The 16,886-nt window shown below is 69.3% G+C and carries 14 protein-coding genes and 2 pseudogenes; 14 read left to right on the plus strand and 2 right to left on the minus strand.

The genetic code is table 11. The annotated features are described in order from the left end of the window. Nucleotides 1–7: 7 nt before the first annotated feature. Entirely contained in the window at nt 8–583 is a 576-nt protein-coding gene (locus V5P93_RS12090; protein ID WP_104483339.1) for a TetR/AcrR family transcriptional regulator, read from the minus strand. Nucleotides 584–753: 170 nt separating this feature from the next. On the opposite strand from V5P93_RS12090, the pseudogene V5P93_RS12095 reads away from it, so the two are divergent. The 10 genes and pseudogenes from V5P93_RS12095 to katG all read left to right on the plus strand — a co-directional run. Beyond that, nucleotides 754–1,008: pseudogene (locus V5P93_RS12095) on the plus strand (MFS transporter); the annotation flags it as partial. Between the two features lie 70 nt (nt 1,009–1,078). Continuing rightward, nucleotides 1,079–1,249 carry a hypothetical protein gene (locus V5P93_RS12100; protein WP_245931779.1) on the plus strand — a complete coding sequence of 57 codons (171 nt, stop codon included), beginning with the start codon at nt 1,079–1,081 and terminating at the stop codon, nt 1,247–1,249. A gap of 272 nt (nt 1,250–1,521) precedes the next feature. Beyond that, the gene (locus V5P93_RS12105; protein ID WP_245931778.1) at nt 1,522–1,824 is read left to right on the plus strand and encodes a hypothetical protein; all 303 of its coding nucleotides are present in this window, start codon (nt 1,522–1,524) and stop codon (nt 1,822–1,824) included. 11 nt (nt 1,825–1,835) lie between these two features. Next, nucleotides 1,836–2,207 (plus strand): nuclear transport factor 2 family protein, encoded by a 372-nt coding sequence (locus tag V5P93_RS12110; RefSeq protein ID WP_104483338.1) that lies wholly within the window; start codon nt 1,836–1,838, stop codon nt 2,205–2,207. Nucleotides 2,208–2,241: 34 nt separating this feature from the next. Continuing rightward, entirely contained in the window at nt 2,242–3,582 is a 1,341-nt protein-coding gene (locus V5P93_RS12115) for a DUF2185 domain-containing protein (RefSeq protein WP_146108392.1), read from the plus strand. 130 nt (nt 3,583–3,712) lie between these two features. After that, nucleotides 3,713–5,422 (plus strand): HEAT repeat domain-containing protein, encoded by a 1,710-nt coding sequence (locus tag V5P93_RS12120; protein ID WP_245931777.1) that lies wholly within the window; start codon nt 3,713–3,715, stop codon nt 5,420–5,422. A 65-nt stretch (nt 5,423–5,487) separates the two neighbouring features. Continuing rightward, on the plus strand, nt 5,488–6,744 hold the full coding sequence (locus V5P93_RS12125; protein ID WP_374066486.1) for an IS4 family transposase: 1,257 nt from the start codon (nt 5,488–5,490) through the stop codon (nt 6,742–6,744). A 519-nt stretch (nt 6,745–7,263) separates the two neighbouring features. Further along, nucleotides 7,264–7,625 (plus strand): annotated as a pseudogene (locus tag V5P93_RS12130) (transposase family protein). A 344-nt stretch (nt 7,626–7,969) separates the two neighbouring features. After that, the gene (locus V5P93_RS12135) at nt 7,970–8,392 is read left to right on the plus strand and encodes a Fur family transcriptional regulator (protein WP_104480509.1); all 423 of its coding nucleotides are present in this window, start codon (nt 7,970–7,972) and stop codon (nt 8,390–8,392) included. Between the two features lie 64 nt (nt 8,393–8,456). After that, nucleotides 8,457–10,652 (plus strand): catalase/peroxidase HPI, encoded by a 2,196-nt coding sequence (katG, locus tag V5P93_RS12140; protein ID WP_104480544.1) that lies wholly within the window; start codon nt 8,457–8,459, stop codon nt 10,650–10,652. 128 nt (nt 10,653–10,780) lie between these two features. Here katG and V5P93_RS12145 read toward each other — a convergent pair whose 3' ends face one another. After that, complete coding sequence (locus tag V5P93_RS12145) at nt 10,781–12,073, minus strand: diguanylate cyclase (RefSeq protein ID WP_374065939.1); 1,293 nt, start codon at nt 12,071–12,073, stop codon at nt 10,781–10,783. A 635-nt stretch (nt 12,074–12,708) separates the two neighbouring features. Between V5P93_RS12145 and V5P93_RS12150 the strand changes: the two genes are divergently transcribed. The 4 genes from V5P93_RS12150 to V5P93_RS12165 all read left to right on the plus strand — a co-directional run bounded on the left by V5P93_RS12150 (nt 12,709) and on the right by V5P93_RS12165 (nt 16,846). After that, nucleotides 12,709–13,677 carry a hypothetical protein gene (locus tag V5P93_RS12150; RefSeq protein WP_104480507.1) on the plus strand — a complete coding sequence of 323 codons (969 nt, stop codon included), beginning with the start codon at nt 12,709–12,711 and terminating at the stop codon, nt 13,675–13,677. Continuing rightward, entirely contained in the window at nt 13,674–14,294 is a 621-nt protein-coding gene (locus V5P93_RS12155; protein WP_104480506.1) for a hypothetical protein, read from the plus strand. Before V5P93_RS12150 ends, V5P93_RS12155 begins: the two co-directional genes overlap by 4 nt. A 390-nt stretch (nt 14,295–14,684) precedes the next feature. Beyond that, nucleotides 14,685–15,917: an MAB_1171c family putative transporter gene (locus tag V5P93_RS12160; RefSeq protein ID WP_342752283.1), complete on the plus strand. Its 1,233-nt coding sequence runs from the start codon at nt 14,685–14,687 to the stop codon at nt 15,915–15,917. Between the two features lie 17 nt (nt 15,918–15,934). Then, nucleotides 15,935–16,846 carry an oxygenase MpaB family protein gene (locus V5P93_RS12165; RefSeq protein WP_104480503.1) on the plus strand — a complete coding sequence of 304 codons (912 nt, stop codon included), beginning with the start codon at nt 15,935–15,937 and terminating at the stop codon, nt 16,844–16,846. Nucleotides 16,847–16,886 lie beyond the last annotated feature (40 nt).

The following is a 16,886-nucleotide window of genomic DNA, read 5'->3' on the forward strand; positions in this document are numbered from 1 at the left end:
ATCGGGGTCAGGCGGTGCGGGGGCCGCGGGCGGCGGCGAGGACGGTGTCGGCGAGGCGGGCCGCGTAGGAGTCGTCGAGGGCGGGGATGTCGAACAGCAGTCGGTACCACATGGGGCCGTAGACGAGGTCCACGAAGAAGTCCGGGTTCGCCCCGGTGATCTCCCCGCGCTCGGCGGCGCGGTCGATCATCGCCCGCACGACGGCGCGGCGCGGTTCGATCAACTCGGTCCACAGCCGCGCCGCGAACCGCTCGTCCTGCAGCGCCTCCACCGCCAGCGCCCGGTTGAGCTGGCCGCTCGCACCCCGCTGGGCGGCGAACGTGGCGGTCAGCAGGGTCACCAGGTCGTCGCGCAGCGAACCGGTGTCCGGGGTGGGCAGGCGCTCGGCGGCGAAGCGGCCCAGGGCGGCCAGGACCAGCTCGCCCTTGCTCCGGTACCGCCGGTAGATGGCCTGCTTGTGCACGCCGCTGCGCGCCGCGATGCCCTCGATGCTCAGCCGCCGGTAGCCCTCCTCCTCGACGAACTCGAAGGTCGCGCGCAGGATCGCCGCGTCGAGGGCGGGGTCGCGGGGGCGTCCGGGCATGGTCGTGAGCGTAGCTCCTTGACATCCGCGACGTACCGTATGGTAATTGTCAATACGCAACGTCTCATATTGAAAAGAACGGCATGGCTCGACCCGCCTTGGTGGCGGCGGCCCTGGGGTACTTCGCCTTCGGCACGATGTCGCTGGCGCTCATCGGGCTGAGCGGGCCGATGAGCGCCGAACTCCGCGTCGACCCGGCCGACATCGGACTGCTGGTCAGCGTGTTCGCGCTGACCTTCGCGGTCGCCGCGCCGGTCGCGCCGACGCTGCTCGGCGGTCTGGACCGGCGCGCCGGGCTGGTGCTGGGGCTCGCGCTGCTGACCGCGGGTGGTGTCGCCACCGCGCGCGCCCCGAACTACGGCCTGCTCGTCGGCGCTCGCGTGGTCGCTGCGCTCGGGGGAGCGGTCTACGCGCCCAACTCCTCGGCGGTCGCGTCGCTGGTCGTCCCCGAGGAGCGCCGGGCTCGGGCGCTGGCCACGGTGGGTGTTCTCCGGCATGACGGCCGCTGCCGTCCTCGGTGTGCCGCTCGCCTCGTACCTGGGGTCCCTGGTCGGTTGGCGGGCGGCGCTCGGCGGGGTCGCGGTGCCCGCAGCGGTCGCACTGCTGTTGGTGCGCGCGCTGCTGCCTCGCACGGGCCGGGGAACGCGGCCGTCCATTGTGGCCTAGTGACGTGTCGTGACCACTCCCGGTGCTGCTGCGATGGTGGTCACGACGATGTTGTTCATGACGGCGCAGTTCATCGTCTATGGAGTCGCGGGTGCGTATGTGACGGCCCGGTCCGGATCCGCGGCGGCGGTCGCCTTGGTCCTGTTCGCGTTCGGCGTGCTCGGTGTGGTTGGCAACGCGGCGGGTGCGCCTTCGTGCGAAAGGTTTGGCGGCCCCAAGACCGTAGGGGCGCCCTCAGCGGCTTTGCTGTCGCATTCGGACTCTTGTCTGTCTTGCCCGGTACGACGACGACCATCCTGGCGCTGTTCGGCTTCTGGGCGTTCTTCAGTCAGCTCTACCATGCCCCGCAGCAAGCCCGGCTGGTGGCGCTGTTACCCGAGTATCGTGTGATTCTCTTGGCGCTCAACGCTTCCAGTCTCCACACCGGTATCAGCCTCGGGAGTTTCCTCGGCAGTGCGCTCCTGTCTTCGTTCGATCCCAAGGCCCTGTCCGCGTTCGGCCTGGTTCCCGCCGCTGTGGCGGGTGTCGCGCACCTGGTCTCCGCTCGGCGGATCAACTCGAGTCACCCGCTGTGAAAGGGAAAGTCATGCGCACCAAGACCGAACTGGTCGCCGAGTACCTGGAGACCGTGTGGAACCGGGGTCGCACCGACCTGGCCGCCGACTACCCCGCCGAAGACCTCGCGCAGCACAACCCCAACCCCCCGGACGGCCGCGCCGCGCTGGTCGAGTTCATCGACGGGACCCGGGCGCAGTTGCCCGGGATGCGTTTCACCGTCGAGCGGACCGTCGCCGAAGCCGACCTGGTGGCCGCGCATTCCCACTTCGCGCCGGAGCCGGGGGCGCGTGGTGTGGCCGTGGTCGACATCTTCCGCGTCGCGGAAGGGCTGATCGTCGAGCACTGGGACGTCAGCGAGGCGGTGCCGGACGCGACCGCGAGTGGTCGCGAGGTCGTCTAGCGGCGTTGTCGGTGGTATGGGGTTGGATGGCGGCATGGCTGAATTGCTGGGGACCGCCTCCTTCCCCACCGGGGACCTGCTGCTGGTCGACTTCGGGCTGCTCGGGTACTGGTGCGGCGACCGTCCGCCCGTGCTGGCGGAGGGGCTGCTGAAGGGGGAGGCGTTGGCGCGGGCCAACGCGGCGGTCGACTTCGAGATCGTGGGCGCGGACGCGGCGGCGGTGGCGCGGCGGCTGGACCTGGCGGACGTCAAGGGGCGGTTCGCGTTCGACCTGCCCGCGGACGGCGGGTCCGTGGTGGCGAAGGTGCGGGAGGTGTGCCGCGAGAGCGGGCTCGACGCGTCGGTGCGGAGGGTGGCGCGGGTGGCGCACCTCGAGCGGGTGCGGCGGCTGCTGGACGACGACCCGGGTGGCGTCGAGGTCCCGTACACCGGGGGTTGGGCGGTGGCGGTTCGCGGGGTGCCCGCGCGGGAGTTGCGGGTGCTCGGGGAGCGGATGGACGACGGCGAGTTCGAGGCTCGGTGGCGGTCTGTGTGGGTGGAGTGCGCCGAGGGTGAGCCGGTTCGGTCTGTCGAGTGTGGATACGTGGTGGTCGACGAGTCCCGGCTGATGTTCGCCGACCCCTTGGCGCTCAACGCTTGGCGGGAGAACGTGTCCGAGGACGGGTTGTACGACGTCGAGTTCTGGGGTGGTGACGCGGCGGCGGTGTTCGAGCGACTCGTGGAGCCGAAACCATCCGAAATGGACGATCGAAGTGCGTACGCGTGGGTCGACCTGGCAGGCGGGGAGGCGGCTGAGCGGCACCGGGAACTGGGTGAGCTGCAGCGGAGTGGACTGCGGTTCCGCGCTGTGGTCCGGCCGCACGATGACGACTACCGCATTCGCCTGCAGGCCGACCACAACCTCACGGAGTCGGGGACGATCGAGGTCGGTGGCGCGAAGGTGACCGGGTGGTTCACCAGCTGGGGCGACGGGATGTATCCCCTCTACCGAGACCTGGCGGCCGACGGCACGCTCCTACGGGTGCGGGTGGAACTCGGCACGCCGGAAATCGTTGCACGGCAACGGAAAGCGGAACGTTGGTGGTTCGGTGACCTGGCCAAGAAAGCGATCGTCACGGCTCGTGTGGCGCGGGACGGGGTTCCGGCGGGGCGGTTGATCCGCGATGAGCCCATTGACGAGCGGGACAGTGGCTGGCAGGTCGTCGCCGGTGATGAATCGAGGGAGTACCTCGATGACCTGAGCAACGCGGTGCTCATGCCGTTGCGTGAGCTGATCGAGCTCGACCCGGATCTCGAGCCGCTGTTCGACGCCGCTGCCCCCGCTGAGTTCGAACGCCGCGGTGGTGTCTTCGTGCCTGTTCCGGAGTCGTCGTAGGGTTGGTGCCATGGGGGACGTCGACTGGTCCGCGTTGCGACACAACTATGGTGCGGCGTCGGACATTCCGGGGCTGCTGAGTCAGTGTGGTGACCTGGATTCCGATGTGGCGGGGGCGGCGCTTGAGGAGGTGTCCAACCTCCTGTACCACCAGGGTGGCTGGATTTGTTCGGCGGCTCCAGCCGCGCTGCCCGCGCTGGTCGACCTCGCGCGCGGTGCCGCGAACCACCGGGCGGACGTGGTGGAGGTGATCGCCACCATCGCGGCCGAGGCCCACGTCGCGGAGCCGGAGTTCGTCGACCCGGCGTGGTGGGCCGCGCTCGACGCCGCGCGGGCGGGGTTGCTCGCGCTGCTGGCGGATCCGGATCCGGGGGTGCGCCGGGCGGCGATAGTTGTTGTGGCGAAAGGGATTCGTCATCCGGAGGCGGTCGCGGCGCTGCGTGCGCGGTGGCTGGTCGAGGCGGATCGGGTGACCCGGTGGGACCTGGTCGTGGCGCTGGGGTGGTCGAGTGCCGAGCTGGCGGTGTTGCTGGCTGATGATGATCTCCACGTCCGCTTGGCGGCCCTGTACGCGCTGGCCGAGCGTGCGGAGGCGGCGCGGCGCGTCGACCTGCTGGTGCGGGCGGCGCTCGACCCGGATGCTGGGCTGTGGCGCGACTCCGCGTGGCTCGGGGATGCTTGGCGGACGGCGGGTGCGCTGGTCGAGGACGACCAGGTCGCGGCTGTGGCGTTCACCATCGGGATCGGCCGTGGTGGCGCGGATGACCAGCGAGTGGCGACTGTTGTGCGGGCGGGGCGGGTGCTCGCGGACTGGCGGAGTGCGGGGGAGTCGCTGTTGCCGTTGCTCGTCGACCATCTCGACGATGGTTTGCCGGAGGTCCGGTACCGCGCGACGGCTTTGCTCGCCTGCCTGGGGCGGGAGGCCGAGAGGTATGCGGATCGGGTGGCGCTGGAGGACGACGGGAGGTATCGGAGAGTTACTGTCGGTGACGCGGCGGTGTGGGCCTTGGCGCGGTTCGGGGATGCGCGGTGCGTGCCGGGGCTGGTTGAGCGACTTTCGGGTGATCGGCTCGGGTTCTCCTGTTCTTCTGTCCACTTTGATCGGTCGGTGGATATGTTGGGGCAGCCTGGGATCCATGAGGTGCTGGTTCCGTTGCGGGCGTATGCGGATGACCTGGTCGACGCGGTCGCTGGGCGGCTCACGACCTGCGACGACCCCGCGCTCGCGGTGAACCTGTGTTCGGTGGTGGCGGCTTGGGGGTGTGCGGCGGCTTTGCCGGCTGTGGTGGCGGCAGCGGCGGACGAGCGGGTGCTGCCGTGGGCGGCCAAGGCGATCGGCGCGCTCGGTGCGGCGGAGTCGGCACTGGAACTGCGGGACCGGGCCGACGTGCCCGCGGTGGCGTGGGCGTTGTGCCGGACCGGCGCGGACCCGGAACTGGGGGTGGCGGTGCTGTTGCGCGGCGTTGCCGGTGGGGAGTCGTTGGATTTGGTCGCCGACCTGGGGGACGCCGCGGCTGGTGCGGTCGGTTCGCTGCGGGCGCTCACGCGGTCCGGCGACGAGTGGCTCGCGGTTCGGGCGGCGGGGGCGTTGTGGCGGGTCGCGGGGGAGGTCGCGCCGGTGCTGGCTGAGGTTGTCGAGCCGTTGGGGGCGGGGGCGTACTTGCCTGTCCGGGTGACGGCTTTGCGGGTGTTGGCGGACGCGGGCGAGCGGGCGGAGCGGGTGCGTGACGTCGCGCGTGCGGTGCTGGACAACCCGCGCAGGCTGGCGTGCTCCGGGGGGTGGCGCACGTTCGCCGAGGACGAGGAACTGCGCGCGATCGCGGGGCGGTTGGTGGGGTAGGGCACGCCTCCGGCCCAATGCCACTAACTTAAGCAAGGAGCTGCTATTATTTTCGGGTGGCTCGCGTGGTGCAGGTTCGTGGTGGTGTCGTTGATTCGTCGGTTGTTCGGTTGACCGATCGGATCTCGTTGGGTGTGTTGGCGGAGGTTTTTCCTCGAGATGTGATCGAGGATGTGTTGAACGAGACGGGCCGTCGCGAGTTGCGTTCTCGGTTGCTTCCCGCGCATGTGGTGGTGCGGTTTTGTTTGGGGATGTGCCTGTTTTTCGATGATGATTACGAGGAGGTGATGCGGAAGCTTGTTGGGTCGTTGCGGTCTGCGGGTTCGTGGCGTGGTGAGTGGAATGTTCCCTCGACGGCGGCTATTTCCAAGGCTCGGAAGCGGTTGGGGGTCGAGCCGTTGAGTCTGTTGTTTGAGCGGGTCGCTGTTCCGGTGGCGGGGCGGGGTACCAAAGGGGCGTGGTTGGCGTCGCGTCGGTTGATGGCGATGGATGGGTTCTCCGTGGATGTTCCGGATACGCCCGAGAACGCGGCGGAGTTCGGTCGACAGCGTAATCAGTCGGTCGAGTCCGCGTTTCCGCGGGCGTTGATGATCGTGTTGGGCGAGTGTGGTTCCCGCGCGATCGTGGGGGCCGCGATCGCCGGGTGTCTGACCAGCGAGAAAACTCTCGCGAGAGACATCATCGGGTCTGTCGAGCCGGACATGCTGGTGATCGCCGATCGGGGCTTCTACGGTTTCGATCTGTGGAACGAGTTCCGTCGTACTGGCGCTGACCTGCTGTGGAGGGTGAGTTCGGCTGTCACGTTGCCGGTGTTGGAGTGGTTGCCCGATGGTTCGTATCGCTCGATCCTGGTCAGTTCGGCCGTGCGCCGAGGGCGCCGGGATCGGCTGATCGAGAAGGCTCGCCGCGGCGAGGATTGTCGTTGCGAGGATGCGCAACCGGTTCGGGTGGTCGAATATCAGGTTCCCGACCGGGCGGGTGACGGGGCAGCCGAGGTCGTGTGCGTGGTGACGTCGATTCTCGACCCGGCCGAGGCGACCGCCATGGAATTGGCTCTCGCCTACCATGAACGCTGGGAATGCGAGGGTTTGATCGATGAGATGAAGACCCATCAACAAGGATCGGGTAAGACGCTGCGGTCGAGATCGCCCGACATGGTGCGTCAGGAACTGTGGGCGTTTCTGCTCGCACACTATGGCATTCGGCGTGTGATGTGCTCGGCGGCCGACGAGGCCGACGTCGACCCTGATCGGCTGTCCTTCATGCGGTCTCTTCGAGTCATCCGACGCCAGGTTCCCGCCGAGGCGGATTTTTCCCCCTGAGCGCCAGGCGAGAGCGTTATCGGAGACCCGCGCGGAAATCAACGAGAGACACCTCGCGGCCCGAAGGCACCGAACGTACCCCCGTGTGGCCAAACGTGGACGCCATAAACGCTACCCCACCAAAAAGGGCAAACATCAAGGCGTTCGACATCAGGGTCCGGCCACCATCAGAATCCTCGCACCTAGCCTAAGTTAGTGGCATTGCGCCTCCGGCCCCCAGGTTCCATGCTACCGGTGGGCACCGACAAGATCGGTCGAAGATGATCAATCCTGTGAGGCTCATTCACGACCCGCGATGATCACCCCGAAGCAAGAGGTTGCGGTCCGTTTGCGAGAATTTGGTTACCGCACTTAGGTCTCTCAAACGGATCACCTCCATGCATCATGCCACCGGCCTCGCTCGAGGCCGTGTTGAGGAATTGTGCGCTCTGATCCGCGAAGCGACCGAAGGCTCGGTTCGTCGATCATCCGGAGTTGTTCTCCGGGAAGCACTGCACGACCGGACTCACCGTCCAGGTCGTGTGCACGCCGGACGGACGCCTGAGATGGGTATCGGATCCGATATCGGGATCCCGGAACGACATCGTGGGCCTGAAAGCCTCGCACGTTCACGACGGACGAGACCCCGGCACCTGGCTTGGCGACAAGGGCTACATCGGCAGCGGCATCCTCATCCCGATCAGAAAAACCCGAAACCGCGACAGTCCGACTGGGAAAAAGAGTTCAACCGACAGCGCAACTCAATTCGTGTCGTGGTTGAACGCGCCATCGCCCAACTCAAGACCTGGCGCGTTCTCCACGCCGACTACCGGCGCCCCATCAACACCTTCACCGACACCATCTCGGCCGTTATCGGCCTCTATTTCTACACCGCTGAATAACCCCCTGTAGACAACTCGGGCGTTGTCGGCCGGGAGTCGGGCGCGTTGGGGTGTGGGTGAGGCGTAGTGGGGTGTGCGAGGTCCTCGGGGTGGGGAGGGTATGCCTCCGGCCCCCGGTATCCATTCTAGTGGTGAGCACCGACAAGACCGGCCGAAGATGATCATGCTTGTGGATAACCGGGAGGAGGCGGGGCGTGGGGGTGGGGCTAAGATGATCTTGAACGAGGGTGGCCGGGTGCGTGCTGTGCGCGGGTGTGTCGGGGCGGTGGGTGGCCGGCAGCGTGGGGCGTGTGGTCAGCCACTGTTAACTTGATTAATTCCAGAAAACCCGTAAGACTGCCCGCGTGCCCACGGCCTCCGACTTCCGGCAGCTGCTGCGGGCCGCGTCACTGAGGGTGACCGGCCCCCGGCTCGCGGTGCTGTCCGCCGTGCACGCGCACCCGCATGCCGATACGGACTCCATCATCGGGGTTGTTCGGGGTGAGCTCGGTGGGGTGTCGCACCAGGCCGTCTACGACGTGCTGCGGGCGTTGACCGGGGCCGGGTTGTTGCGTCGTATCGAGCCGCCTGGGTCGGTGGCTCGTTATGAGGCTCGGGTGGGGGATAACCACCACCACGTTGTCTGCCGGTCTTGCGGTGTCATCGCCGATGTGGACTGTGCCGTGGGGTTCGCGCCCTGTTTGACCGCTTCCGACGCGAACGGTTTCGTCATCGACGAGGCCGAGGTCGTCTACCGGGGTCTGTGCCCCGGGTGTTCCCGAGCTTGATGACTTGTCTGTGCAGTTCTCCGAAAGGAATCGCGTGTCCGAGCCAAACGCCGTCGTGGGTGAGATGAACGAAGGGGGCGCCGGTGGGTGCCCCGTGTCGGCTGGGCGGATCAACCACCCGACCGAGGGCGGCAGCAACCGCGAGTGGTGGCCGAACCAGCTGAACCTGGCCATCCTGCGCAAGCACTCGGCCGTCGCCAACCCGAATGACGCGGACTTCGACTACGCCGCCGAGTTCCTGACCGTCGACCTCGACGAGCTCGCCGCCGACGTCGACGCCGTGCTGACCACCTCCCAGGACTGGTGGCCCGCCGACTTCGGCCACTACGGCCCGCTGATGATCCGCATGGCCTGGCACAGCGCGGGTACGTACCGCATCCAGGACGGCCGCGGTGGCGCGGGCGCGGGCATGCAGCGCTTCGCCCCGCTCAACAGCTGGCCGGACAACGGCAACCTGGACAAGGCCCGCCGCCTGCTGTGGCCGGTCAAGCAGAAGTGGGGCCGCAAGGTCTCCTGGGCCGACCTGATGATCTTCACGGGCAACCGCGCGCTGGAGACCATGGGCTTCAAGACCTTCGGCTTCGCCGGTGGCCGCGCCGACGTGTGGGAGCCCGACCAGGACGTCTACTGGGGACCCGAGCGCACCTGGCTCGGCGACGAGCGCTACACCGGCGACCGCTCGCTGGAGAACCCGCTGGCCGCCGTCCAGATGGGACTCATCTACGTCAACCCCGAGGGCCCCAACGGCAACCCCGACCCGCTGGCCGCCGCGCGCGACATCCGCGACACCTTCGGCCGCATGGCGATGAACGACGAGGAGACCGTCGCGCTCATCGCCGGTGGTCACACCTTCGGCAAGGCGCACGGCGCCGGTGACGCGGACAAGCACGTCGGTGCCGAGCCCGAGGGCGCGCCGCTGGAGGAGCAGGGCCTGGGCTGGCGCAACAGCTTTGGCTCCGGCAAGGGCCGCGACGCGATCACCAGTGGTCTGGAGACCACGTGGACGCCGACGCCGACCAAGTGGGACAACACCTTCTTCGAGGTGCTCTTCGAGCACGAGTGGGTGCTGACCAAGAGCCCGGCGGGCGCGCACCAGTGGGAGCCCGCCAACGGCGCCGCCGCGAACACCGTGCCCGACCCGGAGTCCGGCGAGCTGACCCGTCCGCCGACAATGCTGACCACCGACCTGTCGCTGCGGTACGACCCGATCTACGAGGCGATCTCCCGCCGCTTCAAGGACAACCCCGCCGAGTTCGCGGACGCGTTCGCGCGGGCGTGGTTCAAGCTGACGCACCGCGACATGGGCCCGATCCAGCGCTACCTCGGCGCGCAGGTGCCGCAGGAAGCGCTGATCTGGCAGGACCGCGTGCCCGCCGTCGACCACGAGCTGGTGTCCGAATCGGACGTTGCCGCGCTCAAGCGGGACATCCTGGACTCGGGTCTGACCGTCGCCCAGCTCGTGAGCACGGCGTGGGCCTCGGCGTCGACCTTCCGCGGCAGCGACAAGCGCGGTGGGGCGAACGGTGCCCGCATCCGCCTGGAGCCGCAGCGGAGCTGGGAAGTCAACGAGCCCGAGGTGCTTTCCGGCGTGCTGAGCGCGCTTGAGGGTGTGCGGGAGCGGTTCAACGCCGGTGGCAAGAAGGTTTCGCTCGCCGACCTGATTGTGATCGCAGGCAACGCCGGTGTGGAGCAGGCCGCCGCGGCCGCGGGCCACACCGTCGTCGTCCCGTTCACGCCGGGCCGCACCGACGCCACCGCCGAGCAGACCGACGCCGACTCGTTCGCGGCGCTGGAGCCGACCGCCGACGGCTTCCGCAACTACCTGGGCAAGGGCCACCGCCTGCGGGCGGAGTTCCTGCTGGTCGACCGGGCGAACCTGCTCACGCTGAGCGCGCCGGAGATGACGGTGCTCGTGGGCGGTCTGCGGGTGCTCGGCGCGAACCACAAGCAGTCGAGCGCGGGTGTGCTGACCGACCGGCCGGGCACGCTGACGAACGACTTTTTCGTGAACCTGCTGGACATGGCCACCGAGTGGAAGCCGACCACGGCCGACTCGGAGAGCTTCGAGGGCCGCGACCGGGCCACGGGCAAGGTGCGGTGGACCGGTAGCCGGGTGGACCTGCTGTTCGGGTCGAACTCGGAGCTGCGGGCCGTGGCCGAGGTGTACGCGAGCTCGGACGCGCAGGAGAAGTTCGTGCGCGACTTCGTGGCGGCGTGGGCCAAGGTCGCTGACCTGGACCGGTATGACGTGAAGAAGTAGTCGGGTGTGGTGGAGGGGCCCTCGCGGGGTGCTGCGAGGGCCCCTTCTGTTCCAGCGGGGGTGCAGGGGTTTGAGACAGCCTGGGCCGGGTGGGCGGGCGCGGCTTGGGTGGGGTGGGGTGGGGTGGGTTAGTGGATCTCAGCCGGTGAAGTCGCGGCGATGACGCGGTTGCGGCCTGTCGCCTTGGCGGTGGACAGGGCCTCGTCGGCCAGTTCGGCCAGGTCCGGCAGGGTCGCGTCCCAGGTCGGGGTGACCGCGGCGCCGATGGAGACCGTGCAGGGCGGGGCCTCGTGGCCCAGGCGGATGTTGGTGCCGCCCGCGGGTCGGGTGATGGTGAGGTCCAGGTCGCGGACGCCGGTGCGGATGCGCTCGGCGATGGCGATCGCTTGTGGCAACGTGGTATTTGGGAGTACCACGCACAATTCCTCCCCGCCCCAGCGGCACGGGAGGTCGTCGCCGCGGATCTGGTGGCGGAGGACGGCCGCGATGGCCGCCAGCAACTGGTCCGCGCCCGCGTGGCCGATGCGGGTGTTCCACTCCTTGAAGCGGTCCACGTCCACGTACAGGAACGCCGTGGGGCGGCGGGCCGCCTGGTCCGCGACGAGGGCCAGCTGGGCCGCGGGTTCGAAGCCGCGGCGGTTGGGGAGGCGGGTCAGCGGGTCGGTGAGGGCGTCGTGCAGGAGTCGCTTGCGGTCGGCGGTGGCCTGGGCCAGTTGGTGCCGCATGCGGGCCAGGGGCGCGATGACCAGGAGGATGGCGGCGCCCAGCACCACGCTGACCGAGAGCAGCACGCTCAGGCACACCGCGAGGACCAGTGTGGACACGATGTAGACGTTGGCCGACGGTTCGCCCAGCAGTTCCCGCGGCGACCACGTCCGGTTGATCAGTCCACGCGCGACGCCGATCAAGGCGCCCTGCACCACGAAGTACACCGCCATCGCCGCGATCATGGCCAGCGCCGAGTCCAGGGCGAACACGTCGTGCACGGCGGGCAGCGCCCCGGTGAGGCGCTCCCCTAGCGGAGTCGACTCGGCGACGGCGTGCACACCCAGCGCGCCCGCGGTGATGGCTGCCGTGGTGAACAGGAACGAGTGCGGTGGTTTGCGTGCGATGAGGAAGCGGCGGTGGCGGAGCAGGGCGATCAGGGCGAAGAGCAGCCAAACCGGCAGCAGCAGCGCCGCGCTGAACACGAAAACCGATGTCTGGTCGACGTGTTCGCCCTGGTTGTCGGCCAGTCTGCGGCGCTCCTCCCACTGGCGGGTCAGCGCCAGGTACGCCACGGCGATGGCCGCCAGCGTGCCGAAGCGCACCCAGTCCGAGCCGGAAACCCGCTCACCCCAACCCGCCGCGACCGTCCAGACCGCGACAGCGGTGTCCAGTCCGAGCAGCCACACCACCGCCGCGACGGGGCGTGTCCACAAGGTCCAGTCCCGCACGGGCACCCGGCGGTTCCACCACCGGTCCCGACCCGCCACACTGGTCCGGTCAGGCGGCACCGGGCGGGTGTCCGCGGGCGTTCGACCGGTTGGGGTCTCGTCGACCTGGTGTGGAGGTGGCCGCCGTGCCGGTGCGCGGCGACCCCAGGTCGTCAGGGCGTCAGCCATTCCACTTCTCCCCAGGGTGATCGGAGGCAGGCCATGTGCGGCGACCGCGAGCTGTAGGAGATCTCCTACCCCGTCGGGTTCCTCACCCCGTGCCCCGGCGCGGGGCCGGCGGCGTCGGCCGCACCCCCAGCGTGGCCGACGCCGTCCTCCCCCGGATCCGCGAACTCCCCCAAGCCGCATCTCGTGCCCCCCGACCCGAACCGCTGACTCTCAGCGACGTGTAACTGAGATTGTGCCTTTCTTCCACTCAGAGGCTAGGTCGGTTTCCCTTGACCCAGGCCGGTTGCAGGCACCTTTCACTCGGATAGATCAACTTGCTACGCAGTGTGATCAAACACTGCTGCATTCGAGTGGTGCGGCGATCGCGTACGCCGGCGGCGGTAAAGGTGGGTTAATGTCGGCACGCGATCAGTTACACCCCTCTGGCGGGTGATGGACTCTGGGGTTCGAGCATGGCGGGCGACGAGCCGATAGCGCAGGTAGGTCACGGCCGGTTCGGTGGTGACCGGAACTCCGACGGTGGTCAGCACGAGTTCGGTGGCTGCCAACAGTTCAATGGTGGTCAAGGGGCGTTCGGCGCCGACCGGCACTTCGATGGGGGTCGGTCCGAAAGCGGCGGATACCCGCTCGCCGCGCGGCTGGACTTCCTGTTCACCACGGTCCGGCGCCCGGTCACGGACAAGGAGCAGGCGGCGGCCTGCCGCGCCGCGGGCGACCCGGACCTGCCGCGCGAGTGGCGCTCCTGGAGCAACGCCGAGTTCGAGCGCGCGCTCAAGGACCGCAACGTCAGCGGCTGCACCCGGATCTACCTCGGGTTCCTGCGCGCCGGTCAGCGCGACAACCCGTCGTTGCACGTGTTGCAGGGCATCGCGCGGATCTTCGAGGTGCCGCTGGCTTTCCTCGTCGAGGACGTGCAGCCCGGTCGCACCCTCGCCGACCACCTGGCCGAGTGGCGCCGCCACCGGGAGCGCTCGCGCGCGGAGGCGTTGGAGGCGCTCGGGCCCGTCGAGGAATCCCTGGACGTCCGGCTGAACCGGCTGTTCACCGTCTTCCGCGCCGAGAACGGACACGAGTACACCGACGCCGAGGTCGCCGCCGCCGTCGGCTCGACGGCCGAGGAGATCCGCTCGCTGCGCGACGGCAGCGCGCACGACGTGGGCATCAACGTGCTGCGCGCCGTCGCGGGCTTCTTCTCCGTGCCCGCCAGGTACCTGCTCGGCGACCCTGAGGACTACCGCCCCCTGACCACCCAGTTGAATACCCTGGCAACCTTGGTGGGAGTCGGCCCCGACGTGGTCGCGCTGGCCCGGGCGCTCAACGACGCCAGCCCGCGCACCCGGCGGATGGTCGGGGAGGTCGTGGCCGCGCTGCTGCGCGAGGACGCGCTCGACGACGAGGACGGGGGAGACGAGCCACGGTGAAATCCGGTGGGGGGCGGGCGCTGCGCCGGGACGTGCTGGCGCGGTTGCGGCCGATCCTGTCCGCGATCGAGGCGGACAAACGGGTCGACGGGCCGTTCGACGTCCACCGGTTCTGCGCCGCCGTGGCCCGCCACCGGGGCAAACCGCTGCGGCTGGTGCCGATGGGGCGGGTGTTGCCCGCGGGGCAGCGGCCGTCGTTCACCGGGCTGTGGGTCGGCACCCGCAAGCGCGACTTCATCCTCTACGACGATGGGACCGCGCCGCTGCTCGCCCAGCACTCGATCCTGCACGAGCTCGGCCACATGCTGCTTGACCACGGTGTTAGCGGTGGGCTGGACGCGGCGCAGTGGACCGTGCTGCTGGCATCGATGCCGGACCTCGACCCGGTGATGGTGCGCCGCGCGGTGCTTGGTGGGCGTTGTCGGGGAGATACGGCGGCGCCGCCGGATGAGGCCGCGGCTCGGCAGGAACGGGAGGCGGAGATCGCGGCGGAGGAGCTGTTCTTCCGCTACTGCGCTTCCGGTGTGGTGGAGCCGCCGCCGCGTCTTGACCCTGAGGAGCTTGAGGTGCTTCGGCGCCTCGCCGCTGCGTTTGGCGCGGAGCTGGGGCCGTCGTGACTCGCGGGGTGGTGTCGGCCCGGGGGCTGTTCGCGGTGGTGGGGTGCCGCGGCACCTCCGGGGTCGGGTGGTCGCGGCCTGCGGGCTCGAAGGTGTCTCGGCGCTTGCTCGTGGCGTTCGATGCCACGGTGGGGTTGTCGTGAGGTACACGGTGCTGGTGGTGATGGGGCGCCGCGGAGCTTCCGGTGTGGTGGAGCCGCTGCGACGGCTGGGACCCGAGAGCCTGGGGGTGTTTCGGCGTTTCGCCCTGGTGTTCGGTGCCGGGGGCGTTGTGATGTGCACGGTGATGACGTGCCTTAGCGCCTTCGGTGTGGTGGAGCCGTCGTTGTTGTTGGGGCGCGGGGGCTTGGTGGTGCGTCGGCGCTTCGGTGCGGAACCGGGGGTGTCGTGATGTATACGGCGCTGTCCGTCTTGGCGCTGGTTGTGGCGTTGCTCGCGGTGATGAGTCGTGTTCGTCGGCATGTTCGCACGGCTGATCGGCCGGCGCGGCGGGCGAACGCGTTGGCGTGTGTGGCGTTGGCGTTGGCGTTGACCCTGCAACTCGGTCCACCGCGGCGGTGGCTCGATGGGATCGCCGGGTTCAACCTGAGTTGGCCGACGCAGCACACGCTGGTGATTCTTGCGGCTTGGTTGGTTCAGACCTTCTTTCTGTACTCCTTCACCGGTGATCGCGATGAGGCCGCGCGGGGGACCGCGCGGCGGGCGATCCTGCCGATTGTCACTATCGCGGTGATCCTGGTGCTGTTCCACCTCGCGCCCGGTGCGCCGGACTTCGTGTACGGGCCTGCCGGGCGGACGGAGGCCGGTGGGGCGGGGGATCCGGTCGCGGCGTGGGCGTTCATCGCGTACAGCCTCTACCTGGGGCTTGCGCTCGCCGAGATCGCGCGGCTGTCGATTCGGTGGTCCGGCAAGGCGGGGGTGTTGCCGCGGCTGCGGCTCGCGTTGCGGCTCAACACCGCCGGGGACGCGGTGGGGCTGCTGTACTGCGCGAACAAACTGGTTTTCCAGATCGCGCTGCTGTGCGGGGTGGTGCCGCCGTGGCCGGAGGCGATGATCGGCAACGTCGCCGCGCCGCTCGCGTGTGCGCTGTGCCTGGCCGGGGTGTCGATGGCCACGATCAAGTCGACGGCGTTGACCACCCCCGCCCGCGCGGTCGCCGAGTGGCAGCGGGCGGCGATTGGAGTGCGCGCGTTGCGTCCACTGTGGACTGAGGTGCGGCGGCACATGCCCGAGCACCGGCGGGCTTCCGGGTTGTCGTCGTTGCGGGAGTGGGTGCCGGTGGTCAACCCGGCGAAGTTGTTGTACCGCGGCGTGATCGACATCTGGGATGCTTATCGGACGTTGCGGCCGCTGGTGCCGGAGGACCGGTTGCGGGACCTGGAAGCCGACGCGCGCGGCCGCGGGCTCGACGACGGCGCGGTCGTGGCGGTGCTGGACGCGGCGGTGTTCGCGTTCGGGCTGCCCGCGCACAGCCGCGCGGAATCCACGGACGCGACGTCCGACCTCGTCGCCACCTCGGCGGACCTCGCCCCCGACCTGTCGAGCGACCTGGTCCGCTGGCGCGCGGCGGCCCGCGCGTTCAGCCGGTCCCCGCTGCTCGCCCCGCACCGCGCCCACCTGTGAGAACCCGGAGTCCGTTGATGCGTCGCGTTGTCCGTACCGGCAGCCGTTTCCTGGGGCGGCTGGACGAGTCCCGGTTGACCCACCTGGCGACGATCCGGGGGCTGGACCCGGTGGCGGACAACGCGGCCATCCACCGGCTGACGACGCTGTTCGAGTTCCCGTTCGAGTGGCAGGTGTCGTTGCAGCTGGCGTTCTTCCGGACGTACGGGGTGCCGAGCATCGGCGGGCTGCTGGGGCGGACCGGTCACATCGTCGCGGACCCGGTGGCGCGCGCGGAGGACACGGGGCTGATGATCGCGGAGATGGTCGAGCACGGGTTGGACGATCCGCGTGCCCGGCACGTGCTGCGGTCCATGAACAAGATGCACCGCCGGTGGGAGATCTCCAACGACGATTACGTGTATGTGTTGGGGTCGCTGCTGATCGTGCCGCTGCGGCACATCGAGCGGTACGGGTGGCGACCGCTGGACCCGGCGGAGCGCGAGGCGGCCTACCACTTCTGGCGGGAGGTGGGGGAGCACATGGCGATCAAGGAGATCCCGGGGAGCCTGGCGGAGTTCGAGGATTGGTTCGACGCGTACGAGGCCGAGCACTTCGCGCCGACGCCCGCGGCCGCGCGCTTGATCGGGGCGTCGAGTCAGTTGATCGTGGACCGGTTCCCGAGCTGGGCGGCGCCGCTGGCCCGGCAGATGCTGCCGTCCCTGATGGACCCCCCGATGCGGCGGGCTCTGGGGGTGGCGACGCCGCCTCGGCTGGCGGCGTTCGCGGTGCGCCGGGGATTGCGTTTGCGGGCTCGCGTGGTGGCGACGATGTCGCCGCGCGCGGAGTCGTCGTTCACGCCGGGTGGGGAGATGAAGTCGCATCCGACGGGGTACAAGCTGGAGGACCTGGGTGCCAGGCCGTCAGCGGAGGCGACGGTGGGGGAGTAGGGACGAGGAAGCCCGTCCTCGGGTGGAGCTTCGAGGACGG

This window comes from Actinokineospora auranticolor (genome assembly GCF_041897805.1).
GTDB lineage: Bacteria > Actinomycetota > Actinomycetes > Mycobacteriales > Pseudonocardiaceae > Actinokineospora > Actinokineospora auranticolor.